At 39.7% G+C, this 26,761-nt stretch carries 25 protein-coding genes; 16 read left to right on the forward strand and 9 right to left on the reverse strand.

Translation table 11 applies throughout. The annotated features are described in order from the left end of the window. Positions 1-3: 3 nt before the first annotated feature. Entirely contained in the window at positions 4-381 is a 378-nt protein-coding gene (locus tag C0V77_RS12400) for a hypothetical protein (RefSeq protein WP_143706085.1), read from the reverse strand. A 359-nt stretch (positions 382-740) separates the two neighbouring features. Between C0V77_RS12400 and mobA the strand changes: the two genes are divergently transcribed. From mobA to C0V77_RS12470, 12 genes are all read left to right on the forward strand, one after another. Further along, a complete protein-coding gene (gene mobA, locus C0V77_RS12405) occupies positions 741-1,172 on the forward strand; it encodes a conjugal transfer protein MobA (RefSeq protein ID WP_084019006.1) in 432 nt (143 codons plus the stop codon). 8 nt (positions 1,173-1,180) lie between these two features. Next, positions 1,181-2,461 (forward strand): conjugal transfer protein MobB, encoded by a 1,281-nt coding sequence (gene mobB, locus C0V77_RS12410; protein WP_065719249.1) that lies wholly within the window; start codon positions 1,181-1,183, stop codon positions 2,459-2,461. A 128-nt stretch (positions 2,462-2,589) separates the two neighbouring features. Then, positions 2,590-2,964, forward strand: coding sequence for a metalloregulator ArsR/SmtB family transcription factor (locus tag C0V77_RS12415; RefSeq protein ID WP_002978466.1), 375 nt, complete (start codon positions 2,590-2,592; stop codon positions 2,962-2,964). After that, complete coding sequence (merTP, locus tag C0V77_RS12420; RefSeq protein ID WP_101726688.1) at positions 2,961-3,560, forward strand: mercuric transport protein MerTP; 600 nt, start codon at positions 2,961-2,963, stop codon at positions 3,558-3,560. The genes C0V77_RS12415 and merTP overlap by 4 nt, the downstream gene beginning before the upstream one ends. A 1-nt stretch (position 3,561) precedes the next feature. Beyond that, positions 3,562-3,768, forward strand: a complete 207-nt coding sequence (locus tag C0V77_RS23390; protein WP_069796431.1) for a GDCCVxC domain-containing (seleno)protein — start codon at positions 3,562-3,564, stop codon at positions 3,766-3,768. Between the two features lie 197 nt (positions 3,769-3,965). Then, positions 3,966-5,966, forward strand: a complete 2,001-nt coding sequence (mobC, locus tag C0V77_RS12430; protein WP_101726689.1) for a conjugal transfer protein MobC — start codon at positions 3,966-3,968, stop codon at positions 5,964-5,966. Positions 5,967-6,308: 342 nt separating this feature from the next. After that, positions 6,309-7,166: a helix-turn-helix domain-containing protein gene (locus C0V77_RS12435; protein ID WP_101726690.1), complete on the forward strand. Its 858-nt coding sequence runs from the start codon at positions 6,309-6,311 to the stop codon at positions 7,164-7,166. Positions 7,167-7,249: 83 nt separating this feature from the next. Next, the gene (locus tag C0V77_RS12440; protein WP_101726691.1) at positions 7,250-7,963 is read left to right on the forward strand and encodes an FAD-binding oxidoreductase; all 714 of its coding nucleotides are present in this window, start codon (positions 7,250-7,252) and stop codon (positions 7,961-7,963) included. A 176-nt stretch (positions 7,964-8,139) separates the two neighbouring features. Further along, complete coding sequence (locus C0V77_RS12445; RefSeq protein WP_101726692.1) at positions 8,140-8,700, forward strand: Crp/Fnr family transcriptional regulator; 561 nt, start codon at positions 8,140-8,142, stop codon at positions 8,698-8,700. Between the two features lie 375 nt (positions 8,701-9,075). Then, complete coding sequence (locus C0V77_RS12455; RefSeq protein WP_101726694.1) at positions 9,076-9,939, forward strand: SDR family oxidoreductase; 864 nt, start codon at positions 9,076-9,078, stop codon at positions 9,937-9,939. A 6-nt stretch (positions 9,940-9,945) separates the two neighbouring features. Continuing rightward, on the forward strand, positions 9,946-10,272 hold the full coding sequence (locus C0V77_RS12460; protein WP_101726695.1) for a multidrug efflux SMR transporter: 327 nt from the start codon (positions 9,946-9,948) through the stop codon (positions 10,270-10,272). Between the two features lie 572 nt (positions 10,273-10,844). Continuing rightward, entirely contained in the window at positions 10,845-11,666 is an 822-nt protein-coding gene (locus C0V77_RS12470; RefSeq protein WP_101726697.1) for an RteC domain-containing protein, read from the forward strand. Positions 11,667-11,675: 9 nt separating this feature from the next. Here C0V77_RS12470 and C0V77_RS12475 read toward each other — a convergent pair whose 3' ends face one another. Next, on the reverse strand, positions 11,676-17,120 hold the full coding sequence (locus tag C0V77_RS12475; RefSeq protein ID WP_101726698.1) for an N-6 DNA methylase: 5,445 nt from the start codon (positions 17,118-17,120) through the stop codon (positions 11,676-11,678). Continuing rightward, on the reverse strand, positions 17,107-17,544 hold the full coding sequence (locus tag C0V77_RS12480; RefSeq protein ID WP_091098871.1) for a DUF1896 domain-containing protein: 438 nt from the start codon (positions 17,542-17,544) through the stop codon (positions 17,107-17,109). Before C0V77_RS12480 ends, C0V77_RS12475 begins: the two co-directional genes overlap by 14 nt. Positions 17,545-17,770: 226 nt before the next feature. Between C0V77_RS12480 and C0V77_RS12485 the strand changes: the two genes are divergently transcribed. From C0V77_RS12485 to arsB, 4 genes are read left to right on the forward strand one after another with little or no spacing between them, the layout of a single operon-like run. Then, on the forward strand, positions 17,771-18,100 hold the full coding sequence (locus tag C0V77_RS12485) for a helix-turn-helix transcriptional regulator (protein WP_047094742.1): 330 nt from the start codon (positions 17,771-17,773) through the stop codon (positions 18,098-18,100). Positions 18,101-18,159: 59 nt separating this feature from the next. Then, complete coding sequence (locus C0V77_RS12490; protein ID WP_101726699.1) at positions 18,160-18,624, forward strand: DUF6428 family protein; 465 nt, start codon at positions 18,160-18,162, stop codon at positions 18,622-18,624. 18 nt (positions 18,625-18,642) lie between these two features. Next, a complete protein-coding gene (locus tag C0V77_RS12495) occupies positions 18,643-19,257 on the forward strand; it encodes a protein-tyrosine-phosphatase (protein WP_101726700.1) in 615 nt (204 codons plus the stop codon). Between the two features lie 3 nt (positions 19,258-19,260). Continuing rightward, positions 19,261-20,289 carry an ACR3 family arsenite efflux transporter gene (arsB, locus tag C0V77_RS12500; RefSeq protein WP_101726701.1) on the forward strand — a complete coding sequence of 343 codons (1,029 nt, stop codon included), beginning with the start codon at positions 19,261-19,263 and terminating at the stop codon, positions 20,287-20,289. An 81-nt stretch (positions 20,290-20,370) separates the two neighbouring features. On the opposite strand, the gene C0V77_RS12505 is transcribed toward arsB, so the two are convergent. The 6 genes from C0V77_RS12505 to C0V77_RS12530 all read right to left on the reverse strand — a co-directional run bounded on the left by C0V77_RS12505 (position 20,371) and on the right by C0V77_RS12530 (position 26,670). After that, positions 20,371-21,252, reverse strand: coding sequence for an ORF6N domain-containing protein (locus C0V77_RS12505; protein ID WP_101726702.1), 882 nt, complete (start codon positions 21,250-21,252; stop codon positions 20,371-20,373). Then, positions 21,242-23,335: a type IA DNA topoisomerase gene (locus C0V77_RS12510; RefSeq protein WP_013632654.1), complete on the reverse strand. Its 2,094-nt coding sequence runs from the start codon at positions 23,333-23,335 to the stop codon at positions 21,242-21,244. The genes C0V77_RS12505 and C0V77_RS12510 overlap by 11 nt, the downstream gene beginning before the upstream one ends. A gap of 6 nt (positions 23,336-23,341) precedes the next feature. Beyond that, a complete protein-coding gene (locus C0V77_RS12515; protein WP_101726703.1) occupies positions 23,342-24,802 on the reverse strand; it encodes a DUF3945 domain-containing protein in 1,461 nt (486 codons plus the stop codon). A gap of 86 nt (positions 24,803-24,888) precedes the next feature. Continuing rightward, complete coding sequence (locus C0V77_RS12520) at positions 24,889-25,197, reverse strand: helix-turn-helix domain-containing protein (protein WP_002978404.1); 309 nt, start codon at positions 25,195-25,197, stop codon at positions 24,889-24,891. 11 nt (positions 25,198-25,208) lie between these two features. Next, a complete protein-coding gene (locus tag C0V77_RS12525; RefSeq protein WP_101726704.1) occupies positions 25,209-25,562 on the reverse strand; it encodes a helix-turn-helix domain-containing protein in 354 nt (117 codons plus the stop codon). A gap of 262 nt (positions 25,563-25,824) precedes the next feature. After that, positions 25,825-26,670, reverse strand: coding sequence for an RteC domain-containing protein (locus tag C0V77_RS12530; RefSeq protein ID WP_101726705.1), 846 nt, complete (start codon positions 26,668-26,670; stop codon positions 25,825-25,827). Positions 26,671-26,761: the final 91 nt, after the last annotated feature.

A 26,761-nucleotide genomic window follows, 5' to 3' on the forward strand; every position in this document is an offset into this window, starting at 1 on the left:
AATTTAAAGTTTACATCTTACTGTTTTCAGGCTTGCAGCCGTGCCGTCCTGATTTCGTGCTGTCTTTCTTGCAGGATAGCTATCAGGCTTGCCTGCGGGAATTGCTGATTGCCTGCTTTCTTGCAATACAGCAGCAATGCTTTCATTCAAGCATCTTATCAGGCGGGATTGCATTCTTGTATTCGTTCCGTCTATCATTCCATCCGTCACGCAAGCGTGATTGCCTGATAGCAGGCTGTCACGCTTTTCGTCATTCCTGCGCTCTTGCATTCCTGCAATCTTGCAGGCAGGATAACCTGCGGTCTTGAATGTGTGCCGTCTGTTCGTCCTGAAGCACGGGCTGTCTGCCTGCCTGCCAACATTCAAGGGCAAAGAACTCATCAAATTCATTCGGTTGTATAGTGGTGGCAGTGTTTGGCGTTCAGAGGCAGCATTTGGCACTGTGGTACAGTGCAAGGCTATCGTAAAGAGGGCTTTACTTTGTATTGTGATTTTTATTAACGGATTTATGCAAAAGCCTTTCGACATATCAGGGGGTAACGGGAACGGCATCAAGCCGTTTTTCCCTGTTACATTCAATCCGTCCCGCAGGGCGGATTTTTGTGTTCACCGGAACACGGCAAGTTGTGTTTTGAGCATCTCGGAATGATTTCCGATGCTCAAAACAACTTGCCCTTTGCAGGGGGCAGAAAACACCTTCCAAAGTCAGGGTTTTGTATGGATTTTAAAATGGATTAGTGATGAACGATAACAACAAAAAGCAATTGAAAAAGACCGGACGTCGCCCCAAAGAAGACCCGGCGACCATCCGCTATACGATTTCCTTTAACGAGCAGGAACACGCCCATTTTCTTGCCCTGTTTGATAAATCAGGTATGCAGGTAAAGGCTCATTTCATAACGTCCTGCATCTTTGACAAGACCATAAAAACCATTCAGATTGACAAGGGAACGGTTGATTTTTATATGCGGCTGACCTCTTTTCACAGCCAGTTCCGCTCCATAGGTGTAAACTATAACCAGATTGTAAAGCTGTTGTACAAGAATTTTTCGGAGAAAAAAGCCGCAGCGTTCCTGTACAAATTGGAAAAACAAACGGCTGAAATGGCGATGCTATGCCAAAAAATCATTCAGATAACCGAAGAATTTGAAGCAAAGAACCTGAAAAAATAGCAGTACAGATGATAGCAAAGATTGGCAGAAGCGGGAATTTATACGGTGCATTGGCGTACAATCAGCTCAAAGTAGAGAATGAAAACGGGAAAATTCTGTTCGCAAATAAGATAATCGAAACGCCAACTGGAGCATATACTGTTGCACAATTAGCACAATCTTTTGCACCTTACCTGATTGCCAACCGCAATACGGAAAAGCATACGTTGCATATTTCGCTCAATCCCGACCCGAAAGATAAGGTTAGCGATGACAGGTTTCGGCAAATGGCGGAAGAATATATGCGGGAAATGGGCTACGGCGAACAGCCTTTTGTGGTATTCAAACATACCGATATCGACCGCAGCCATATACACATTGTATCGGTTTGCGTGGACGAGCAGGGCAAAAAGATTTCGGACAAATTCGAGAAAATGCGGTCTATGAATGTGTGCCGTGAACTGGAAAGACAACACGGCTTGATACCCGCAACCGATAAAGAACACAAGCAGAACGACAAGATTTTCCGTCCGGTAGATTATCGGGCAGGCGATGTGAAAAGCCAAATCGCTTCGGTTGTCCGCCACCTACCGAATTATTATAAGTTTCAGACTTTGGGCGAATACAATGCCTTGCTTTCCCTGTTTAATGTTACCACCGAAAAAGTGGAGGGCGAATTGCAGGGAAAAATGCGGCAAGGCTTATTATATATTCCTTTAAACGAGAAAGGCGAAAGAGCCGGGCATCCGTTCAAGGCTTCGTTGTTTGGTAAAAATGCAGGGCTTCCGGCTTTGGAACTGCATTTTGCAAAATGCAAAGAGGATTTAAAAGACCACCCAAGTAAGCAGACCCTAAAAGCTGCAATTTCTATTGCTCTGAAATCCACAAATGATGAGCAGGCTTTTAAAAAGCAGTTGAGTGAACAGGGCATTAATGTAGTGGTCCGCCGGAACGATACAGGTCGTATTTATGGTATCACTTTCATAGACCACAATTCAAAGGCGGTTTGGAACGGTTCACGCTTAGCAAAGGAACTTTCTGCCAATACCTTTAATGATTATTGGAACAATAATATCAAACCGGAGATTAAAGAACCTGTCGTACAACTTCCAAAAACATCCACATCAAATGATGCAGATCTTCCTGCGGAAGAACCTCATCACTTGTTCGACTTCCTGAATACTACTGAAAAACACGAAGACGGTTTGATTGAGGCATTTGGCGGTTTGTTACCCGAAGCACAGGGCGATGATTACGAGGAACAGGATTTTGCTAACAAAATGAAGAAGAAAAAAAAAAGAAGACTGTAAGAGGTCAGATTTTGGAATTAAAAATCTGTTTTTAAAAAGATTTATTGAGCTGTCACTTTATAATTCTGAAAGAATTTGAGTTGTATTTAAGTAATTGCTTAAATAAACAAATTGACTATCTTTGTGCTATGGACAATAATTCTTGCATACGACAACAAGCAGACATTAAACAAATAAACCGCTGTAAAGACCGAGTTTCAGAACTCAACGGTTCTTTTGACTATTTATCGAACGGACTTGAATTAGCGGGAAACAATGTAAGACTGAAAATACTCTTTCTACTTTATGAAGAAAAACGACTTTGTGTTTGTGATATAAGTGATATTCTTGGTATGACAATTTCAGCGGTTTCACAACACTTGCGGAAACTCAAAGACAGAAAACTTATTGAAACCGAACGAGAAGCTCAAACTATTTTTCACTCACTGACTAAAGAGTATGAAAAAATGCTGAAACCATTTTTCAAAATACTTGACGAAAACAAAATATTAGAAACAATATGAAAACTGACAAAAAATTAATTGGTGCAGGACTTTTGACTACAATTGCAGCTTCTCTTTGTTGCATCACACCAGTATTGGCTCTTATTGCAGGAACAAGCGGTCTTGCTTCCACTTTTTCTTGGCTTGAACCTTTTCGACCCTATTTTATCGGGTTGACAATTTTGGTTCTTGGTTTTGCTTGGTATCAAAAGTTGAAACCCAAAAAGCAGATAGATTGCAATTGTGAAACAGAAGAAAAACCAAAATTCATTCAGTCAAAAATGTTTTTAGGAATAGTAACAGCATTTGCAATCGTAATGCTTGCCTTTCCATACTACTCAAGCATTTTCTACCCAAAGACAGAAAAGCAAATCATAGTAGTGGACAAATCCAATATTCAAAAAGTAGAATTTACGATTAGCGGAATGACTTGTGCAAGTTGTGGCGAACACGTAAATCACGAAGTAAATAAATTGACAGGAATAATAAGTTCAAACGCTTCTTATGAAAATGGAAATGCAATCGTAGAATTTGACAACTCAAAAACAAATATTTCTGAAATCGAAAAAGCAATAAACTCAACAGGATATTCTGTAACCGACAAAAAAGAAAATTAAAATGGAAATCAAATTACAATCAACAATCACTTGTCCCAACTGCGGACACAAGAAAGAAGAAACAATGCCGACAGACGCTTGTCAATATTTTTACGAATGTGAAAAATGCAAACAAGTTCTAAAACCAAAACAAGGCGACTGCTGTGTTTATTGTAGTTACGGAAGTGTTGCTTGTCCACCAATTCAGCAGGACAAAAAATGTTGCTGACGGACAGAAAACAGAAGAGCAACTAAAAGTATTTTTTATTTGGATGCTTCATAAATGTTACGATACAAAAGGATCATAGAAGCTACAACTCTTATCACTTCGCCAAACACTGCCACGCACCGCCATTGACTGCCACATTCTTATAGCCGCTGTGTAGAGCCTTTAAATTCACGCCCGAACATTAAAACTAAAAAAGAATGCAGGGAGAAGACGATTTAAGAGGTTTAGCCAAAATAATGGCTTTTATGCGGGCAGTCAGTATTCTTTTGGTGCTGATGCACCTTTATTGGTTCTGCTACGGGTTCTTTTTAGAACGTGGTTGGACGTTGGAAGTAATCAACAAGATATTGGGCAATTTCGAGCGGACGGCAGGTTTGTTTTCACATACCTTATATACCAAAGCATTCGCTTTGGTTTTGTTGGCTTTGAGTTGCTTAGGTACGAAAGGCGTAAAGAATGAGAAGATAACCTGGTATAAAATATATGTGGCTTCGGGCGTTGGCGTTGTGCTGTTCTTTCTGAACACACCATTGTTAAAGCTATCCCCGGCAACAGGCACTTTCCTGTATATGCTGACTATCTCTTTAGGTTATATCGCCTTGCTGATGGCAGGTGTATGGATAAGCCGATTGCTCCGTACCAACCTGATGGACGATGTTTTCAATAACGAAAATGAGAGCTTCCAACAGGAAACCAAGCTGATGGAAAACGAGTATTCTGTCAACCTGCCTACCAAGTTTTATTACAAAGGCAAATGGAACCACGGTTGGATAAACATTGTAAATCCCTTCAGGGCATCTATCGTATTGGGTACTCCGGGTTCCGGTAAATCGTATGCCATCGTAAATAACTACATCAAGCAGCAGATTGAAAAAGGCTTCAGTATGTACATATACGATTTCAAATTTGATGACCTTTCAACCATAGCCTACAATCACTTGCTGAAGCATACGGACAAGTACAAAGTTCAGCCGAAATTTTACGTGATAAATTTCGATGACCCACGCAAGAGCCACCGTTGCAATCCACTCAACCCCGACTTTATGACGGATATTTCGGATGCTTACGAAGCAGCTTATACCATAATGCTGAACCTCAACAGGTCGTGGATACAGAAACAAGGGGATTTTTTCGTGGAAAGCCCAATTATATTACTTGCAGCTATTATTTGGTATCTGAAAATCTACAAGGACGGCAAATATTGCACCTTTCCCCACGCCATTGAATTACTGAACAAAAAGTATTCTGACGTGTTCACGATTTTAACCTCATATCCTGATTTGGAAAATTATTTGTCGCCATTTATGGATGCGTGGCAAGGCGGCGCACAAGACCAGTTACAGGGACAAATTGCATCAGCAAAAATTCCCTTATCAAGAATGATAAGTCCCCAACTGTACTGGGTAATGACAGGCGACGATTTCACACTCGACATCAACAATCCGAAAGAGCCAAAGATTTTATGCGTAGGCAATAACCCCGACCGACAAAATATTTATTCTGCCGCTTTGGGTTTGTACAATTCGAGGATTGTAAAGCTGATTAATAAAAAGGGACAGCTAAAGAGTTCGGTTATCATAGATGAGCTACCCACTATTTATTTCAGGGGACTGGACAATCTTATCGCAACTGCGAGAAGTAATAAGGTAGCAGTATGTTTGGGCTTTCAGGACTTTTCCCAATTAACGAGGGATTACGGCGACAAAGAGAGCAAGGTAATACAGAATACCGTCGGAAATATATTCAGTGGGCAGGTGGTTGGAGAAACTGCCAAAAGCCTATCGGAACGCTTCGGTAAAGTATTACAGAAACGCCAAAGTATGACGATTAACCGCAACGATAAATCTACCTCTATTTCCACACAGTTAGACAGCCTTATTCCGGCTTCCAAGATTTCAACGCTTACACAGGGTATGTTTGTAGGTTCTGTATCGGATAACTTTGATGAACGTATCGAGCAAAAAATATTTCACGCTGAAATTGTGGTTGATACTGAAAAGGTAGCAGCAGAAAGCAAAGCCTATCAGCAAATACCGCAAATCTTATCTTTTGTAAATGAACAGGGCGAAGATAAAATGAAGCAGGAAATTGAAAGCAATTATAAGCGTATCAAATTCGACATTCTGAATATTGTTGTAAGTGAAATGGAGCGCATCAAGAACGACCCAAACTTGCAGCATTTGATACAGCAGGGATAGAAAAAGAACTTTTTATAACACTCTTTTCATTTTAACAATTGGCTATATCAACCAGAGTGATGAAAAAGAATGTGTTTAATAAAATCGTTCAGTATCATTTCGAGAAATTGGATACTACACCTTGATTTTAATGAAAACATAGGTAAAAAGATATTAGGTTACCTCAATACAATTTTGCTGAAGCAACTTGAGCAAAAAACGATGAATTTTCGATTTAGAATGAAAGGTTATTGTAATTTTAGCACCAATAGAAATATTTATAAATGTTTAATAATGTAAAGGCAAGACCAACTACACAATTCAAAATAATTACCTTTGACATTGTAATATAATTGAAAAATAATGTCTGACAAATCGAAATCCATTCCTTTAAAATATTTGGCAAAAAAATTTGACAAAGGGATTGCTGTTGGGAAATTACCATTTGACGACTTGCAATTGTCAGAAGAAGCTGAACATTCACACCGACATGATTTTCATTTTTTCATTTTGCAAAAAAACGGGACGTTAGATTTTGAAATTGATTTTGAAAAGTATAATATAAAAAAGCCATCTGTCTTTTACGTTGCACCTAACCAAGTACATCGAGTTTTACGTGCTGAAAAAATTAACTATTATGTGTTGGCAATAAGCAATGAAAACCTCAATACTGAATATATGAAATTGTTGCAGGAAATTTCACCTGCAAAACCCTTGACCTTAAATACAAAAGATTTTTCCCTTCTTAGCAAAGCCGTTTTGTTATGCAACGAACTGTTTGAAAAAAAAAACAACATATTGTATTTACCCTTATTAAAAGACAGTTGCAACACTTTGGTTGGTTTAATCATATCTCAATATTTGGAAAATACGAAACAGACCGACACACTTTCACGATTTGAAATTACAACGAAAGCATTCACGTTAGCATTGGAAAAAGATTTTGTAAAAAACAAGCGACCTTCGCAATACGCTCAACAACTAAACATTTCTGTTCCTTATCTAAATGAATGTGTAAAAAAAGCAACAGGACTATCTGTTACATTTCACGTTCAACAGCGTATAATTTTGGAAGCTAAACGCTTGCTTTATCATTCAAGCAAATCGGTTAAGGAAATATCTGCGGAGTTAGGCTACGAAGATTATGCATACTTTTCACGCTTATTTACAAAAGTAACAGGAATGACTGCTTTAGCTTTTCGTAACAAAAACCACGATTAGTCCAATACTTACATCTTTTATTCCATTGTTTTACACTGTCGCTTATTGTTCCTTTGTATTAAATTTTAATGCATTAAACAACGATGTCAAAACTACCTAAGTGGGCAGCTGATTTAACGGAAAAAGCAAGCTTTATAATGCCCGATATGAAAATATCAGAAGTTGTTCATATCAACCAGAATTTAAAAAAAATACGTTTTCAAGGCGATTTATCACGAATGAACTTCCAAATTGGTTACGCTAATATTATTCGTGTAAGTGACACAGAATTTAGAAACTATACCACATCATATCACAATATTGAGGAGGGATATTTTGACATTATCTTCCATATTCACCGAAATGGCGTAGGAAGCAATTACATTGACACATTAAAATCAGGAAATGAATTGAAGGTTGGCATTCCGAGAGGTAAAAAAATGTATGAACAAAACGTAAAACATCACCTTATTTTTGGTGATGAAACTTCTTTGGGAATAGCCTGTTCCGTATTACCTCTTTTAAAACAGAATAAAAATGAATATCAGTTTTACTTTGAGCTGGATGATGAGAACCGCAATGTACCTGAATTATTAGGTTTGGAAAATTATACAATTTTTTCTAAAAAGGACACTTTTAGAAACGAATTATGGATAAATAGTCTGCCTATTTTCAAAACCAACGAATGGAACTTTGCAAATTATATACTAACCGGAAATGTAAAGTCAGTTCAGACATTTAGAAAAGTTCTTAAAGATAAAACACAGGGAAAGATATATTCCCAGGGGTTTTGGCTGGAGGGAAAAAAGGGATTATAACAAAATAACACAAACGGCAGAAGACAATACCGTAAATGTCACACGCCATAATTGGTTTGGTTCTTCACATTAAAGTTTTTATTAAATTTGGTATCAGGCTTACGCAAAAAAAAATCCCGGCAGAAAAATAAAAAGTGAAACGTTAGCGGCGAGCATTAATAAACAATATTTAAACAATGAACCCATTAATAAAAAAGTTCAAAGAATACGGAACCATACCAAAAAAAATAGAGGAAGAACTTATTAAATCTATTAGGAGCAAGACAAAACAAAAAGGCGAATTCTTTCTAAAGTCAGGGCAAATTGTATCTAGTTTATTTCTTATAGAAACGGGACTTGTACGTTCCTATTACATCAAAGACGACCGTGAAATAAATTCTTGGTTCGGATTTGAAAACGTTATTTTGGGTGCAGTTTATCCATTATTTTATAGCCAACCTGCTACAGAAAACATCCAATTTTTAGAAACATCGACTTACCACTATATTTCAAGTGAAGACCTTAATAATCTTTACAATAAGTATCAAGAAATGAATACCATAGGCAGAAAAATGGCAGAGGAATATTGTGTTATTTTAGAACAAAGGATAAGCTCTTTGCAAACAGAAAGTGCAGAACAACGATATAATTCCTTACTAACATTTCAACCAGGCGCAATACAGAGAATTTCATTGGGGCACATTGCATCTTATTTAGGTATTTCACAAGAAACATTAAGCCGTATACGAAGAAAGTAGTGTTTTTGACTTTTGTCAAAAAAGTCAGCTAATTTATTTGGTTATTTCGCATTCTAAAATTAAAAGTAATCTTTTTAGTATAATATGATAAGAGTTTTTGCAACAAATGTTAAAAATCCAACAAAAGCTGATTTAATTGTAAAGGAAATCTTGATAGCATATCCACAATACAGAGTTAATTTTGATTTAGAGGATTGCGATAACATTTTAAGAATAGAAGGCAATTACTTTAGGAGCGACAGTGTAGTTAATATTCTTAAAGAAAATGGGTATGAATGTTCAGAAATTTATTAATCGATTAAGTCGATTTTGACTTTTGTCAAAATTATCAGTCCTAATTTATACTTCCTTTGCATCATAAATAAATAAAATTTTATGATATTAATTACAGGAGCAGCAGGAAATTTAGGAAATGCTGTAATCGAAAATTTATTAAAGCAGATTTCACCACAGAAAATTGCAGGATTATACAGAGATGCAAATAAGGCGAGAGCTTTTACCAAAGAAGGAATAAATGTTCGTGTTGGAGACTATTCAGATAAATCTTCAATAGAAAAAGCGATGGTTAATGTAGATAAGTTATTACTGATTACCAGTAATGATGAAAATGCATTGACAGGTCATAAAAATGTAATAGACGCTGCAAAAGCTGCCGGAGTAAAACATATTTACTATACAGGAGGAGCGTTGAACAAAAACGTAAAACAATCGAAGTTAGGATTATTGACGGACGCTTACATTACTACGGAAAATTACATCATTGATAGCGGTCTTACCTACACAATTTTTCAGAACGGATTATATAGCGAAATCATCCCCTTTTTTATTGGATATGATGCAATTAATACAGGTATCAACTTTCCAGCCGGCGAAGGTAAAGCAACGTTTGCAAAAAGAACCGAAATGGCAGAAGCCATTGCCCGTTCCATTTTAAGCGAAGGACACAACAACAAAATTTATTTAACAACAGGACTTCCAACATATTCATTTGCGGATATTGCTCAAATGCTTTCAGAATTGTCCAATAAAACCGTTTCTTATTATAGTCCAGGACCGAAAGAGTTCGAAGCACAACTTAGAGAATATGGCGTTGCCGAAGGCGATATCTGGTTTTCATCTCTTTTTGCAGCGATTATCAAAAACAATGAGTACGATATTACAGCATCAGACCTTGAGCAATTATTAGGTCGTAAACCGACCGATTTAAAAACTTATTTAAAAGAGACTTTTATAAATTAGTACATTATGAAATACCTATTTCTTACACTGGCAATAATATTTGAAGTAATTGGTTCAGGCTTTATGAAAGCATCAGATGGTTTTTCTAAATGGTTGCCAACAAGTATTTTTATCATAGCATATCTTATCTGTTTTTATTTCCTTTCACTGGCACTCAAAACAATTCCATTAGGCACCGCGTATGCCATTTGGGCGGGATTGGGAATTGTACTTACAGCAGCAGTTTCTGTTCTAATGTTCAAACAAAAATTAGATTTACCCGCAATTATAGGCATTTTGTTTATTGTAGCAGGTGTTGTAATTATGAATTTTTTCTCAAAAACTGCACATTAAATTCTATGGACATACGTATTCTAATAGCAAGTATTCTTGTTCTAATTTCGTTTATTATTCATATCTATTCAGGAAACAATAAAATAACTTTTTGGGGAAGATGTACTTGGAAATGCCTTTCAGTTGACCTTATACTCAATATCATTGGACTTTTGGCAATGATTTATTTTGGCAATTTTGAAAACAAGGGAATGTATCTACAATATTGGTCAATTTATAATTTAACTTATATAGTATGCTTTTTTGTGCATAGCACAAAGCAGAAACATATTAAGGAGCGTAAATTATTAATTACCCAAAGTTTTTTGTATTTCTTTATAAGCGGACTGTTATGTGTTTAAAATCTATAGCTTGTAAAAACTAAACAGAAAAACGTAAAACTTATCGATTTACACTTGATTAGACTATGACAAAATAAGGGATTTATAACTCTTTTGATAACGCTAATCCAAAAAGTTTATTTCATAAGATTTCAGATTGTCTTTAGCTTTTGTCGATTGCGATAATGAAGTAATAGATAAGCTTCTGGTATTTTCAATTCACAAACAGAAAGCTAAAAAAATACTTTAATAGTGGAAGAATTTTACAATGTAACATATCTTAAATTAGAAACTGCAATCAAGGAGCTGGAGATTGAAATTGACTGCCCCATAAAAAGAATTGAAGCTATTATACAGCTTATCATTCAGAACCTTGCCGACTTAAAAGAGTATGTGCTGAAAAACGATTTTAGGAATATAGAGGAAGAAATCCACTTTTTCAAGTATCGGAAACCTGTCATTGTTTCAAAGCTCATCTATTATAATGCGATTTATAAAATTGAGACAAAGAAACCTTACGGCGCAAAATCCATAAAGAAATATCTCAAAAAAGAACTGAAAAAGCTAAAAAAATTCTTTGATAACAACCTGGATTTTTACAAGTATTACCGCAGCAATAATTCTTTCATTGACAGCACATTTTTTGTGCGGGAAAACCACGATATAAGGTTATGGTTAGATACATTTTATTTTGAAGCAGACCATCGATTTTCTACTTCGCACGATTACAAAGTTGCCAAGATAATTGCTAATGACCTGATACACGTTTATTTGGAGAATAAACTAAATAGTATTAATGACAAAAAGGTCTCTGCCATTTCGCTGAACTGGACGGCAAGCAAAACAGCCCTTACCGAAATGATATATGCACTGTATTCCCACCGTGTATTTAACGATGGGAATACAGACATAAAATTGATAGCTAAAGCGTTTGAAGATGCTTTTAATATTGATTTAGGCGATTTTTATCACACCTTTATGGAATTGAAAGCCCGTAAAATGAACCGGACAAAATTCCTTGACAGCCTGTGTGAAGCCCTGATTAAGAAAATGGACGAGCGGGACGAAAAGTAAACAGCATCATTACAATACACCACGGGGCATATGAACGCCTTTTATCCTTACAATACTTTCCTGAACCTGCGGTACTTCTTTCTGCTTTTCTGCCTGCTCCGGGACATCTGATTTAGTTTCCGGTGTTATAGATAGCTGTATTTTTCTTTCAACGGCAGCTAGTTCCGTTTTCAGTTCGCTCAATCGTCTTTCCTTAGCCCACGTACCGTTAAGCACCTCCTGAAGCACAGGCAGGTCTTTTTGGATTTCCTCAACCTTATCCTCTTCCTGCTTGATAAAGCCCGGCAGCTTATCCAAAGCCCGTATAAAATTCATAGCGGCGGTTTCGGGGTCTTTCGCCATTACACCATTGTTGTACGTGTATTTGATGTTGCCCTCGCCCTGAATAAAGAAACGGTTGGTCTTTTCGACAAGGCTTGCACTGTTTTTCTGTGTCAATTCTGTTTTTACCAACAGCGTAAAACCATACAGCGTGCCAATTTCATCATACTGCCCCCCGGTGTGGGCTTTGTCTGCAATCTGATTGAGCTTTGCACCGATTTGTTTCGGGTTGGCATTCTGCGGCAAGCCCTCCAACCACACAGGATTTTCGATTGTACCGTCCGAACGCTTTTGTATGCGTTGCTGTAAGTTTTCCCAGTCTGTACTCATCCGTTTCAAAAGGGATTGAGTGCTTTGCAACATTTCCGTATAATTCTCCACCTTAGATTTGGCACTGAATTTAGAACGGTTGAACGCCTGCTTTTCGCTTTCCAGTCCGGCAATCTGTTTTTCCAGTTTGGCTTTATCTAACAGGTCTGTATTTCCTGACAGGATTGCCACGTATTCCGAAAAGTTCATTCCCGACTTTTCGTCCATACTTCCCTCATCAATCGTTCTTTTGCTTAGGTTGTTGGTCTTTAACTGGTCGATAAAAAGCTGTTTGTTATAAAGTAGATTGAACTTGTAACTATCCAAAGATTTTTCAACGGCATAGATAATCACAGCTACTTTATTGTCTGCAAAGAATTTGGCAATTTCGTTCCCTTTTCTGATAGCCCGCCCATCCCTTTGCGCAAGGTCTGACGGTCGCCACGGGGTATCTAAATGATGTACGGCAACGGCTCTTTTCTGTGCATTAACACCCGTTCCCAACATACTGGTAGAGCCGAACAGCACACGGATTTTACCCTCGTTCATTCCGTTGATGAGGTCTTTACGCTGCTTATCATTTTTGGCTTCCTGAATAAACCTTACTTCGTTTGCAGGTATGCCGTGGTCTTCCACGAGCTTGCGTTTTATTTCGGAGTACACATTCCATTCGCCTGGCTTGTAGGTTCCCAAATCAGAGAAAACGAACTGTGTTCCTTTTTGTGCATTAAACTGGTTGTAATACTTAGCAATATTTGCCGCACAATGCGAAGCCTTGTTGTCGGGATGGTCATCATATATTCCGCTTACCATTCGCATATCAAGGGACATTTTGCGGGCATAATCCGTGGCAATAAGCATCTTTGCTTTTTCTTCCCTTTGCGATAATGGCAATCTTCCGAGCAAAGTAGCATCGCCCGTTTTGGCAAACTGCATCAGGCTTTGGATAAAATCTTCTTGGTCGGGCGTTGGCGGTATGTTATACAATACCTCGTTCTTTTCGGGACGGTCAATACCAATATCCTTTGCCGTCCTGTAATCTGTTATTTCAGAGTAGAACTGCGCCAGTTCCGGTACTTTGATGAAGTAGCGAAAACGCTCTTTAGCAACTATATTGTTGGCTACCGAAAACTCATAATCGGTGGTTTTCCTTGCATAGATGGCTGCCCACGCATCAAAAGAATGAATGCCCTGTTTTTCCAAAGCACGAGGGCGCAGGTACTTGAATAGGAGGTACAATTCCGTTAACGAATTGCTGATAGTTGTACCCGAAAGAAAAGTTGCACCCATATCCGCATTGGTTCGCTCCTGAATAGTGCGGATAGCAAAAAGCAGGTTCAGTGCCTTTTGGCTCCCGTCCACGTTACCCAGTCCGGCTACCCGTGTGTGACGGGTGTTGAACATCAGGTTTTTGAACTGGTGGCTTTCGTCCACAAACAAATGGTCTATACCCATCATTTTAAAGTCCACAATATCATCTTTGCGGTTTTCAATATCGTGTTGGAGTGTTTTCAGTTTTACTTCAAGATTTTCTTTCCTTTTGATAACACCCGCAAGCATCCCCCTTGTTACTTCCTTGCCTTGCGATTGCAGGGCATCGAGGTTACGCTCTACGCTGTCTAATTCTATTTCGAGGATTTCCTTTTGTATTTCGGGCGATTGCGGTATCATCCCGAACTGGTCGTGCGTGAGTATCACGCAATCCCAATCGTTGTTTTTAATATCCCCGAAAATCCGCAGGCGTTTTTGAGGTGTAAAATCATCAATACCTGGATAAAGGATTTTGGCGTGTGGATAGGCTTTGCGGTAGTCTTCAGCAATGGCAGGTATATTCGCTTTCAGCCCGATAATCATTGGTTTATGGGCTAATCCCAAACGCTTCATTTCCTGCGCTGCTGTACACATTATCAGCGTTTTTCCTGCACCTACTTCGTGGTCGCAGATAGCACCGTTGTTCAGCTTTATCATCCAAACGGTGTCCTTTTGGCTTGAATACAGGTCTTCAATACCTGCTGCCTTGCGGTCTAATCCCGGAAAGTCCTGATGACTTCCGTCATAGTTCGGGCGAACGAAACAGTTAAACGTATCGTTGTACTGGTCGGTCAGCCTGTTTTTAAATTCATCGTTCTGTGCGTGAAGCCAGTCGGTAAAGGCGGTACGGATTTCATCAATTTTGGTATTTGCCATTTGTATGGCTTCCATATCCCGTACTTTGACCTCTTGGTCATCTACCTTTATTTTCTTGGTAATATCCGGCGTGGTATTTACAAGGGCGTGTTTGAGCAGGGCAATACCGTCAAAAGTTCGGCTTTCTGCCTTTACTGCATATTTTTCCCAAATGTGCATATTGCCCTGATGACACTTTACGGAAAAGTCGTCGGAGCTTTCGGAATAATGAACCAGTACATCGGCATCAAACAAATGCGAAGCAAACCGGGCATAAATCCCCGTAGGTATCCACCGTTCGCCGAGGTTAAAATCCAGTTCCTCAAATTCAATCCGTCTTGGTCGGGCTTCTTCTAAAGCGGTAAGGCTTTCTTTGGCTTCCTTATCATCAGGATTGTTTTCGAGATAGGTTCGTACTTCGTTGCCTTTCTCAACAACGTTGCCTGCAATCCACCGTTCAGCAATTTCATATTCCTGTTGTAGCGGATTGTAGAACAATCGCCCGTGCAAGGCTTCTTTCAGCGTATCGGCAGGCAGGCTGCTGATTTCGGACATAAAGTCCAAATCCACGTTGCCGTATTTATTCAGCGAGGCGGCTAATGCCTCTTCGGGATTATCGGTTGCTAACGTGGTCGTAGAGAAACTAACAGGACGGCTGAATATATCCGCTTTATGGATTATGCCGCCAATGATACGCTCCAGATAAGGAATTTCTTTACCTGCGCTGTCTGTCTTTATCAGCTTGGCATTGTCGGCAGCATTGAGATTACCGTATTTTTTGACAAAGCCATCGTACAGGAGGTTCAGGGTTTCCCGTTCTGCCTTGTGTTCGGTCTGCTTTTCAGCTTCTTTTTGGTACAGGTTGATATAACTGTCCCTTACAGCTATGTAGGCTTCGGCTCTTGCTTTCTGTGCCGACGGCAATTGCAATGGATGAAAGATAGCTTTTTTGTCTTCCTTATCCACCTCTTGCAAATAGCCGACCCAACCGTTATCCACCACAAGGCAATCATTCCGATGGAATGATTGCAGTTCGCCACTATACGGGGCAGGTTCAGGAATAGCATTAATATTGATAGCGGTAATGGCTGTCTTATCAGACTGGCCATTTCCGTTTATTTGTGAAAACAGGTCGCTGATAGCTTCCTGTTTTTTGCCGTTAACCTGGTCGGTTCCGTTAATATCACCATTGGATTTTAGCGGTGTATAGGGCTGCTGCCTTGCACTGCTGAACAGGTCGGGCTGACGACCTATTGTACCTCTTCTTTTTTTAGTGCTTTGCCTTTTGGCTTGGGTAGTTCTTTTAGGTGGAGCAAGAACCATTACAGGTTCTCCCGCACTTTCAAACAAGTCAAAAATGCTTAGTTGCTTTAATTCCTGCGGGTTTTCCTGACGGACTACCGGAGTTGGTTCGGATTGTAGTTTTTGCCGAATGTTTATAGGCTCTATTACCGGAGGTGTAACCTTTGGTTCAATCGGAATTTGTATAATAGGCTCATCGTTCCGTTCGCCTTTATATAAACTCAAATTCAGATGCTTACCAAAATCTTCGGAAAGCATTTGTTTCAAATCTTTGGCAATCCCATCAACACCGCCTTTGTGCGTATAGATTAGGGCAGGTTGTCCGTATGGGTCAGTATCTAATTTTTGGTCGGTATGGATAATTCTTGTGGCATCTTGAAAAAGCGCATTGCCCGGAGTATTGTATTCGGTTGGATTGCTTCGGCAAAACAGATCTTCCCTGTCGGTCAGATTTTCTTTCGCCGTATTTTTTTGCAGGATAATCAGGTCGCTTCCGACTTCCGTACCTGCATATTCTGTAAACAGGTTGTTAGGTAATCTTACAACCGAAATCAAATTATTATCCTGCATTAACGCCCTGCGTATGGGTTCATTTTTAGGACTGTTCAATATGCCTTGCGAAGTTATATAAACTAACAAACCGCCCTCACGGAGCATATCAGCACCTTTCAGAAAGAAGTAATTGTGTATGCTTCGGGCAGCCTGTATTTTTGCATTGTCCTTGCTTCGGGAATAAGAAAGGTCGAATACGGAAGTATCGCCAAAAGGAATGTTACTGGCTACTACATCATAACTGTTTTGCTCCCTTTCGGGAATTTCCTCAAAACCATTTACACGTACATTGCTTTCGGGATAGAGTTGCTTTAAAATCTTACCTGTCAGCAAATCTTTTTCATAGGCGGTAACATTGGAGTTCTGACTTTCCGAAAAGGATTGTACGAATGAGCCGATACCTGCGGAGGGTTCGAGGAATTTATCAATATGCAGTCCGCTATCACGCAAGGCTGATGAAATGGCATCTATGACCTTTGGCGGGGTATAAAAAGCCGTTAAAACAGAACTTTTCATACTATCCACATACCTGCGGTACTGCTTATCGTCTTCGGAATTTTCTTTGAGTAGTTGGTGGAGTTCCTGCGTGAGTGGAAAAAGGTCGTGTTCTGTTTTTCTCCAATGATTGATGTCTATTTCGTTTTCTACGGGGTTCAGAACGAATTTAAGACCGCCAAATCCGCTGTATCGCATCATTAGCAGTCTTTCGCCTACGGTGGCTTGCCGTTTCTCCTTTTCCAGTTTAAAAACAATTCGCAGGGCATCAATATTCTGTTGGAGATGTTGCTTTTTACTGAAGCCCATTTTCCTCAATCCATATTGAGATGGTTCCGGTCAGTTCGGTATAGAGTACATCAAACTCATTTCCGTTGGCGAAATCATCGGTTAATTCATATCCTGCGAAAACAGGCTCACAAACGGGGAACATTTTAAGGGCGAACGGTCGCAGCTCCTCGTCTGCCATTATGGCATCAAACTCATTGCATACCACTTTGAAAACCGTGTTGAACTTGGAGAAGTGCAAGCCCTCAAAAAGTATGTAGTTGGCTATTTCGTCGCATTGCTCAACGGCGTTTCCCGAACGGAAAGCACCCTCATAAGCATTGGCAGCCCACGAAGACCGTTGGTCAATAAATTTTTGGTCGTGTGCCTTTTCGGGAAAGCTGCTGTTTAATAATTCTTGCAGTCGTAATCTGAAATACGACAGGTCTTTTTGCTGTACATCCATACTTATTTTGATTAGAATTTTACTTAAATCCTAAAATTATAAGCAGGAGCAAATGCCTTTGATAATGTTGCAGCGTTTGGCTTTGAAAGGCAGGATTTGGCGATTTACAATAGAAAATTGAACTGATTATTTATACAGAATTGGTGCTTGGCTATATGTTTTTTCACAAACTACTTTTGTGGTTTAAATATTTATCGTAATATTGCGATATATTATTACAAATAAGATGGGCGTAACAAAAACAGAAATATTTACAGAACAGCAAAACAGCTTGGCAACCACTTTAAAGGCACTGGCTCATCCTGCCCGTATAGCTATCCTGCAATACATCATCAAGCAGAATGCTTGCATTTGTAATGACTTAGTGGAAGAATTAGGATTGGCGCAGGCTACGATTTCACAACATTTAAAAGAGCTTAAAAACATTGGTATCATCAAAGGCAATATAGAAGGGACAAGTGTGTGCTACTGTATTGATGAAAATGTTTGGCAGCAGATTAAAAAGGAACTCAATGCTTTCTTTATAGATAATGTAGAGGTTGATAAATGCTGTTAAGCATTTTTTTTAAGCACATTAATCGCAATAAAGCAATATAACAATTAAATAAAAAAATAATGAAACTATCAAACATCAAAGAAATCTTACCAGCATTGGATAATGTTGAATTTCAATTAGAGAACGGAACATTTGTACCCGAACACTTTCACGTTACCGAGATAGGTGTTATTACAAAACACTTCATTGATTGTGGTGGAACAATCAGAAATGAAAAAGTAGTAAACTTCCAATTATGGAATGCCAACGACTTTGAAAACCGCCTAAAGCCAGCAAAACTATTAAACATCATCAAACTATCTGAAGAAAAATTGGGTATTGAAGATGCTGAAATAGAAGTAGAATACCAAAGCGACACTATTGGTAAATACGATTTAGATTTTAACGGAAAACACTTTGTACTGAAGAACAAACAGACAGCTTGTTTGGCAAGTGATGTCTGCGGCATACCTGCGGAAAAACAAAAAGTACAATTAGCAGAATTGAATAATGCTTGTTGCACACCCAATTCGGGATGTTGTTAAAATCAAAAATAAATCATTATGTATAAAAAATTAGCCGATACCATTAGTACAATTATTTCTGCTCAAAACATCAGTGAAGAACGTAAATCAACATTACAACCGTTGATAGATTTTGTACAGCAAAAAACAGACAATAAGCAGGAAATAAATATCAACTTCATTTGTACCCACAATTCACGTAGAAGCCATTTATCACAGGTTTGGGCGCAGGTAGCCGCAGCACATTTCAATGTTCCAAATGTATATTGTTATTCTGGCGGTACGGAAGAAACAGCACTGTTCCCGAAAATAGAAGAAACATTGACTAATCAGGGTCTTATTATCTTCAAAATTGCGGAAACGGACAACCCTGTTTATGCTGTTAAACACAGTGAAAATGCCCTGCCGATAATCGGTTTTTCAAAAAAGTACGATAGTCCATTTAATCCTGTATCAGCATTTGCAGCGATTATGACTTGTTCACAGGCAGACGGTGGCTGTCCTTTTATCGCAGGTGCGGAAAAACGAATAGCTATCACATTTGAAGACCCGAAGATTTCGGACGGTACGCCTAAACAAACACAGGTATATGCAGAAAGAAGTTTGCAGATAGCAACAGAAATGTTCTATGTTTTTTCAATGATTAACGGATAACCGATGCAACCAAAATTAAAATTCCTTGACCGTTACCTAACCTTATGGATATTCCTTGCAATGACAGCAGGTATAGCATTGGGATATTTCTTCCCGAATATTTCAAATGTTACCAATGCCTTATCAGTAGGCACTACCAACATTCCATTGGCAATAGGATTGATATTAATGATGTACCCGCCATTGGCAAAAGTTGATTATACATTATTACCTAAAGCCTTTAAGGATAAAAAAGTTATCGGCATATCCTTATTGCTCAATTGGGTAATCGGTACAGTATTGATGTTTGGATTGGCAGTTTTGTTTTTACGGAACGAACCCGATTATATGACAGGCTTAATACTGATAGGTTTGGCAAGATGTATCGCAATGGTAATCGTATGGAGCGATTTAGCTAAAGCAAACAGAGAATACACAGCTATGTTAGTTGCATTAAACAGCATCTTTCAGATAATTTCTTATAGCTTCTTAGTTTGGTTATTCATTAATGTATTACCAAGCAAATTAGGAGTAGCCAATTTCAATGTAAGCGTATCAATGAAAGACGTAACCGAAAGCGTATTAATATACTTAGGCATTCCTTTCTTAGCAGGTTTTATAAGCCGTTACGCATTGGTAAAGTCAAAAGGAATAGAATGGTATAACAGGAAATTTGTACCTCGAATATCGCCCATTACATTATATGCTTTACTGTTTACAATCGTATTAATGTTCAGTCTGAAAGGCGATAAAATATTAGAACTGCCAATGGATGTAGTAAAAGTAGCCATACCGTTAATCATCTATTTTGTACTAATGTTTTTTGTCAGCTTCTTTATCAATAAATCTTTAAACGTTCCTTACGACAAAAACGCATCCATCGCATTTACAGCCACAGGAAACAATTTTGAATTGGCAATAGCCGTAGCAATAGCGGTTTTCGGTATTCATTCTCCACAGGCATTTGTGGGCGTTATAGGACCGTTGGTAGAAGTACCTGTACTGATACTGTTGGTAAAAGCAAGTTTATGGCTAAAGAAGAAATATTACTAAAGGTTATTTAAGAACGTATTAGAGCATTTTGAAGCATAAAAAAACTAAAAATGAACCTCCGATAATTCGGAGGTTCATTTTTTACGGCCCGTTCAATATTTGAAGCATCCTGCCGACTTCAATATCCATTCTTGAAAAAGCAAACCATTTTTTGCCCAGGTCTTTGAGCGATGCCCCTATATGGTAGAGTTCTGTATGGTCAATAATCAAAAAACGGTCGTGGGCGTCGGAAAACACTTCAATTTCTATCGGAGGATATTGGCTATTGTAGCGTTGTAAGTCTAACCGTAACTGATTGCTGATACTTTTGGTAAGGATTGTAGCGGTTACATTAGTCTTACGCTTACCCAACAAGGTAAGCACCGTATCATCCACATAATTATCAAGCAGGATAACAGAGCTTTTGGCACTACGGATAATATCGGAAACAAAGGCGTAGGCATCAAAAATCTGCCCGTTGTAGAAAATGCCTTTTTCGCTGTGCAGCTTGTCGCTTTCCAAAGCCTTAAAAATCTCTTCAAATTTTTGGTCGGCTTCCAGTTGCTTTAACTCGATATTGTCCAAACGATGAAACAAAGAAGCGTTGCTGATGAGCATACGCCGCATTTCTACAAAGGCTTCCATTATTTCCACACTCATTTTAACGGCTATATCAGAACGAAGTATGGCAGATGCCATTGCAACGCCTTGTTCCGTAAAAGCATAGGGCAAATAACGTCTGCCGCCGTAATTTAAACTTGAGGTTCCAATTTGGAACCTCAAGTTTTCAACTTCCTCTTCGGTCAGTTGAAAGCAGAATGATACAGGAAAACGCTTAATATTTCTTTTAACAGCTTTGTTCAGGTTCTTTGTTTCTACCTGATATAAGGCAGCGAGGTCGCTATCCAACATTACCTGTTTGCCCCGGATAGTATAAATCAGGTTCCTGATTTCTTTGGGTACGATTGACGGTTTATTTTCCATTGCGTTTACTGCTTTTGTTTTTTTCAAACTCAAAGGAACTTTCAGCGTTTTCTTTCAGAATGATGTAAGCATCGAATTTCTTTCCGGCTTTGCTTGTCATTCCTTTGATAAGAGAGGTTTTGCCTTTATTGACAAGGTTTGTTACATTTTCGATACTGATTTGTACACCGCAGACGGTGCGGAACTGTACCCAGTTACAAGCCTCATCAGGGCATTTCACAATCTTGTCACGGATAATAAGCTGCTGACTTTTGCATTTCGGGCAGGTTAGTTTGGGTTGGTTGGTGCTTGCAATAGAGGTTTGTAGCAATTCATCGGTAATAGATTTGGCATAGGTTTCCATTTCCTTTTGGAATGTTCCGGCATCCGCTTCGTTATTTTCTATTTTCTGTAACGCCAATTCCCATTCGGCAGTCATTGCCACGTCTGCAATTTTCCGGTCTTTTACAAGCCCGTACACCTGCAATCCTTTTTCCGTAGGGATTAAAGAACGTTTATCCCGTTGGATATAATTACGGGTAAACAGGGTTTCGATAATGGCGGCTCTTGTTGCAGGAGTACCGATGCCGATATTTTTGAGGGCTTTGCGTTCTTCTTCGTTCTCAATTTCTTTCCCTGCGGTTTCCATAGCCGACAAAAGCCCGGCTTCGGTGTAAAGCACTGGTGGTTTGGTCTGCTTTTCCAAAACTGCGGCTTCCTTTATGGCAAGTTCGTCGCCTTTATGCAGTTCAGGTAATTCCTGCACTGGCTCTTCGCCGTCATCGGTAAAACTTCCTTTTATGGAACGCCAACCCGCTTCCTGAATTTTACAGCCTTTTGCCGTAAAGTCGTAATGCAATACTTGTAATGATACATCGGTTATTTCTTTGACACAGGCTTGCGATATGGCTTCAAGCAAGCGAAGCGCAATCATATTGTAAATCTTGTTTTCGTCTGCATTAAGTACGGACGGCACTTTGTCCGTAATCAACAAACCGTGATGGTCCGTTACACGGAGGTCATTCACGATACGTTTGTTGAACCGTCCCCATTTGATTTTGGTAAGGGCTTGCTTGCAATCCTCACGATTTTGCAATGCCCGCACGAGGTTTGGAATTTCTGCCCACATATCTTCAGGGATGTATTTGCTCCCGGTACGTGGGTACGTGATAAACTTCTTTTCGTACAGGCTTTGCGCAATATTGAGCGTTGCTTCAGCAGATAATTTCAGCCTTTTGTTGGCTTCCTTTTGTAAGCCTGTCAGGTCGAAAAGCAAGGGCGGTTGTTCTGTAACGCTTTTGGTTTCTACTGATGTAAAGGTTGCCGTTGCGCCACGCTGAATAGCTTTAAGGGTATCATCAGCAAGTTGCTTTTCGTCCCATTTGGTTGCGGAAATACTTTTGAAATCAACCTGGGCTTTGTTGTGCGTTAATTGTATCTGCCAGTATTTCTTTACCGTGAAATTCTTATTGTCGAGGTAACGTTTGCATATCAAAGCCAGTGTGGGCGTTTGCACTCTTCCAAGCGAATAGATACCATTGCCTGCGGCAATGCTCAATGCCTGTGTAGCATTGATGCCTACAAGCCAGTCGGCACGGCTTCTGCCTTGCGCTGCCTGATACAGTCCGTCAAATGCTGCCCCGTCTTTTAGGTTGTTGAAGCCTTGCTTTATTGCCTTTTCGGTAAGCGAACTTATCCAAAGGCGTTCAAAAGGTTTGTTGCATTTCAGGTATTCATAAATGTACCTGAAAATGAGTTCGCCCTCACGACCTGCATCGGTAGCAACGATGATGCTGTTGCTTTGCTTAAAAAGCTGCTCAATGACTTTCAGTTGCTTTAATGCGCCAGTATCGGCGGTGTACCCTTTGTCTTTTTTGACCTTGCGGACGGTCAATAAAAACGGGTTGGGCAATATCGGCAGGGATGCTTTATCAAATCCCGAAATGCCGTAATCTTCGGGCATTCCCAGTCCTATTAAATGACCGAATGCCCACGTAACAAAATAGCCGTTACCTGTCAGGTAGCCATCCTTTTTATCGGATGCTCCCACAAGTCCGGCTATTTCCCTTGCTACGCTTGGTTTTTCTGCAATGATTGTTTTCATACTGTATTACATTTTTCTGCCTTTGGATTTTTCAGGCTTGTTATCCTGTTGCTCCTGCTGCTTCTCGTTTTTCGGTCTTTGCTGCCCGGACTTCAAAGGCTCTTGGACGTTCTTGGTCGCTTCGTTGGTTTTACCCTCCGAATTGACGGCAGTTTGTGTTTTATGAGTTTCGGCAGGTTCTACCCGTGCTTTGTACTGACCGGGAAACTCAAAATTGGTCTTTCCGGTATCTTTGTCGAACGTGATATAACCCTTATACGGTTGGTCTTTTTTGTCTTTCAGTTCAACGTATATGGTTTGTCCGGCTTTGAACTTGTTGTACTGCTCATCATCCAGTTCTTTGCCCCTGAAAGTTCTTGGAGCTTCTTGCGGTTGGCTTTGCTGATTGCTTTGTTGGGTATTCTGTTGGTTCGTTTGCGCCTGCTGATTGTTGTTGCTTCTGTCAAACAGGAACTCAACATATCGCTTGTCCGCATTGAATTGTACCGTTGCCGAAAACTCCGTTCCTTTCGAGGAAATCATACCCTCTAAATAGAGTGGTTTGCCCTCCATCAGCGTTTGCTTTTGTTCGTCATTCAGCTTTACGCCCTTAATTTCATCGGGAATTTTTATAAACTCCGTGCGCAGTGCAATTACATCATTGGTCAGCCTGTCAATGCTGATAATGGACGGCATCAGTTCGCCTGTTTTGGAATTTACCAAATTGACGACACGCCCCATATTGCCCGTTTCAATTAGGTTTTTCTTGTCTTCATCCGTAAACTTGTGACCGAAAAACTCAAAGTGCAGGTTAGGTTCTTTTTTGATACCGTGTATTGCCACGATAACATTGCCGTCTTCACCTTGCTGCAAAGACAGGCGGGCATCTGTGCGGAGGATAGAGCCACCCAGGTTAATACCTATCGGTAAAAGCTCATTGGTTTTGTAACCTCGTAACAAAGGGTCGAGCAGGTTTCTTTTTTCAAGATACTCTTTGCTTAATCCGAGGTTTTTCATTGTGTCCCAATCAATCTGCTCCGGCTTGTAGCGGTATTCGCTTGCTTCCGTTGTTGTTTGTGCTGTTGCCATATTATTTTGATTTTCTTGTTTTTTATCGGGTTGGGGTTCTGCTTTCACTTCGTGTTCTTTCAGCACTTTTTCGCCCTGTGGGGTGGGCTTATCTACGTGCTTTTGCAATTCCTCCGCTTTTTCAGCAGCAACCGGGGCAGGCACTTTGAAGAAAGTAAAGTTTGTCGGGTTCTTTAACTGGCTGAAAAAATTGGAGAAGAAGTTGGAAAAGAAATCGCCGCCTTTATCCACACGCATAAACTGGTTTTGGTTTTTCTTGGTGGGTTCCACGGTTTCCATTTTCCCGTTTTCGTCGATACTCTTTACCGCCTGGATTTTCATTTTCTCTTTATCCAGTACGAGTAATATGTCCGAAAGCTGTTCGGGCATTTCCTGTTTATTTGTTGTTTCTTCGCTCATAGTCTGAAAAATTTTAAAAATTCACGGTCGAATGTAAAGGAAGCCTTCACTGATTTGCGTTATGTGGCAGTCAAAGGCAGTGTTTGTCACTTATTGGCATCCAGTTTGGGCAAAGGCGGGTTAAAACTTTCCCTGATGAACTGATGCACATCGGAAAGTTTATAGTACAGCTTTCCGCTAATGGTATAATAAGGGAGCTTGCCTATGGAGCGATACCGTTGCAGGGAACGGTTACTGATTTTCAGCATTTGCAATAAATCCTGATTGTCCAGTAATTCCTCGCCGTCTATACTGTTGCGCTTCTTTTGTAAATCGTCTATGTGGTTGCCGAGTATGTCAAGCCTATCCATTATGCGTTCCATCCACGCCACAAATTCCATTTTGTCGATATTCATACGGTACGCTTTTAATGATTACCTGATTTCAGCTTTCTGCCTTTTTCGATATAGCTTTTGCCTTTCGCCATAAGCTGCTCTACATATTCATCGGTGGTCTGCACAGCGTTTGCGTTGAGCATATCTTTGATAGCACCAATCGTATAGTAATACTGCCCGTACATTTTTGAAAAGGCTATCTGCCCATTGGTGCGCATACGCCACAATGTTTTTTCACTGATGTGGAGGTACTGGCAGACTTCGTGGTTGTTGAGCCACAAGCTATCGTAGCTTGTATCTTCCAGTTTGAGGATATATTCGCTAATGGCTTTCAACCGTTCGTTGAGGTGTTTCCACACTTCTTCGTCAACTGTTATAATGTTCATAGCACTGTTGTTTAATATTTACAGGACAAAATTCAGAAGTGTGGCAGTGTTTGTCTGCCAATGCTTACCAATTGAAAAAGTGGTTTTTTGAAAATTTTACAATTTGCCGGAAAGCCTTATTAAATAAGCGTTTCGGCAGATTTGTTGATTTTTGGTGTAGGAAAATATGCCTGTTTGCCAATTGGTATATATGGGCAAGTGCAAGCACAAAAAAAGCAATACGGGTTGCGTATTGCTTTCAAACTCTTTATTGACGGGGTGTTTATACGTTCTTATCCATATATTCTTCAAGTGCCTGCTTCAACTGGTCTAAAAACAAGGTGCGAGAACCTGCACGGGTTTTCATCCGGTGGAATGCGTGATGCACATCGGTCAGTGAAATTCGGAACAAGACCTGCGAAATGGCTGTGAGCTTTCGGATGCCCACCTTACCACCCGAAATAGCACCCGATGCGTACAGGGCATACATCAACTCAATCAGGGCGTTTTTGCTGTCCGTCCAAGAAAGCTCTTTGATGTCGTCTGTGTTTTGAAAAAAGGTATCGGGATTTTCTTCGGGGCTGATTTTGGTTAAGAGGTAGGCGTATAACAGGTCGTTAGCGATGATGCGGGCTACTTTGTAATCATAATAGGTAGAGAATTGCGGGTCAATTTCGAAAACGTAACTATTAAGCCCATCGAGGTAATTTATCTGCCCCCGCTTAAAGTATTCGCTATCCTTATCCACCCTGCCCGAACGGTAGTATCGGTAAAAGTGGGAGTTGCAAATATGTTCCCTAAATTCAATCTTTAGCTCGGTTAAATGGTTGGAGAAATAGGCGTGATACATTTTCCCGTTATTGACCGGGCACGAGGTTTCCATCCGGTAGAGCTTGTTGTAGTAGATAAGTTTGCCCAGGATTTGAGGCTTTACCATTTTAAAGAACTCAATCTCTTTCGCCTGGTTGTCAAACCCCGAACTTAACACACATTCTTTTGCTGAAACCAATAGCTCCTGAAGAAAAACGGTCATTTGAAAAGCCTCTTCAATTAGCCCCGAACACGTGACTGAAAGTTTCCGTTCCTGCTCCTGAATTTCGGTAACAATAGTTCCTAAAGATTTTCTCATAGTAAGGAGGATTACGTTATCAATATCAGAGTACCTTAGCAAATGTTATTAATAAACAGCAATTTAACCGCCAAGATGTCCCTACAATGGG

Source organism: Emticicia sp. TH156 (assembly GCF_002855535.1).
Taxonomy (GTDB): Bacteria; Bacteroidota; Bacteroidia; order Cytophagales; family Spirosomataceae; genus Emticicia; species Emticicia fluvialis.

Bases quoted from the DNA above. Each gene is read 5' to 3' on its own strand.
- C0V77_RS12400 (WP_143706085.1), bottom strand. From the start codon at position 381: ATGAGTTCTTTGCCCTTGAATGTTGGCAGGCAGGCAGACAGCCCGTGC.
- mobA (WP_084019006.1), top strand. From the start codon at position 741: ATGAACGATAACAACAAAAAGCAATTGAAAAAGACCGGACGTCGCCCC.
- mobB (WP_065719249.1), top strand. From the start codon at position 1,181: ATGATAGCAAAGATTGGCAGAAGCGGGAATTTATACGGTGCATTGGCG.
- C0V77_RS12415 (WP_002978466.1), top strand. From the start codon at position 2,590: ATGGACAATAATTCTTGCATACGACAACAAGCAGACATTAAACAAATA.
- merTP (WP_101726688.1), top strand. From the start codon at position 2,961: ATGAAAACTGACAAAAAATTAATTGGTGCAGGACTTTTGACTACAATT.
- C0V77_RS23390 (WP_069796431.1), top strand. From the start codon at position 3,562: ATGGAAATCAAATTACAATCAACAATCACTTGTCCCAACTGCGGACAC.
- mobC (WP_101726689.1), top strand. From the start codon at position 3,966: ATGCAGGGAGAAGACGATTTAAGAGGTTTAGCCAAAATAATGGCTTTT.
- C0V77_RS12435 (WP_101726690.1), top strand. From the start codon at position 6,309: ATGTCTGACAAATCGAAATCCATTCCTTTAAAATATTTGGCAAAAAAA.
- C0V77_RS12440 (WP_101726691.1), top strand. From the start codon at position 7,250: ATGTCAAAACTACCTAAGTGGGCAGCTGATTTAACGGAAAAAGCAAGC.
- C0V77_RS12445 (WP_101726692.1), top strand. From the start codon at position 8,140: ATGAACCCATTAATAAAAAAGTTCAAAGAATACGGAACCATACCAAAA.
- C0V77_RS12455 (WP_101726694.1), top strand. From the start codon at position 9,076: ATGATATTAATTACAGGAGCAGCAGGAAATTTAGGAAATGCTGTAATC.
- C0V77_RS12460 (WP_101726695.1), top strand. From the start codon at position 9,946: ATGAAATACCTATTTCTTACACTGGCAATAATATTTGAAGTAATTGGT.
- C0V77_RS12475 (WP_101726698.1), bottom strand. From the start codon at position 17,120: ATGGGCTTCAGTAAAAAGCAACATCTCCAACAGAATATTGATGCCCTG.
- C0V77_RS12480 (WP_091098871.1), bottom strand. From the start codon at position 17,544: ATGGATGTACAGCAAAAAGACCTGTCGTATTTCAGATTACGACTGCAA.
- C0V77_RS12485 (WP_047094742.1), top strand. From the start codon at position 17,771: ATGGGCGTAACAAAAACAGAAATATTTACAGAACAGCAAAACAGCTTG.
- C0V77_RS12490 (WP_101726699.1), top strand. From the start codon at position 18,160: ATGAAACTATCAAACATCAAAGAAATCTTACCAGCATTGGATAATGTT.
- C0V77_RS12495 (WP_101726700.1), top strand. From the start codon at position 18,643: ATGTATAAAAAATTAGCCGATACCATTAGTACAATTATTTCTGCTCAA.
- arsB (WP_101726701.1), top strand. From the start codon at position 19,261: ATGCAACCAAAATTAAAATTCCTTGACCGTTACCTAACCTTATGGATA.
- C0V77_RS12505 (WP_101726702.1), bottom strand. From the start codon at position 21,252: ATGGAAAATAAACCGTCAATCGTACCCAAAGAAATCAGGAACCTGATT.
- C0V77_RS12510 (WP_013632654.1), bottom strand. From the start codon at position 23,335: ATGAAAACAATCATTGCAGAAAAACCAAGCGTAGCAAGGGAAATAGCC.
- C0V77_RS12515 (WP_101726703.1), bottom strand. From the start codon at position 24,802: ATGAGCGAAGAAACAACAAATAAACAGGAAATGCCCGAACAGCTTTCG.
- C0V77_RS12520 (WP_002978404.1), bottom strand. From the start codon at position 25,197: ATGAATATCGACAAAATGGAATTTGTGGCGTGGATGGAACGCATAATG.
- C0V77_RS12525 (WP_101726704.1), bottom strand. From the start codon at position 25,562: ATGAACATTATAACAGTTGACGAAGAAGTGTGGAAACACCTCAACGAA.
- C0V77_RS12530 (WP_101726705.1), bottom strand. From the start codon at position 26,670: ATGAGAAAATCTTTAGGAACTATTGTTACCGAAATTCAGGAGCAGGAA.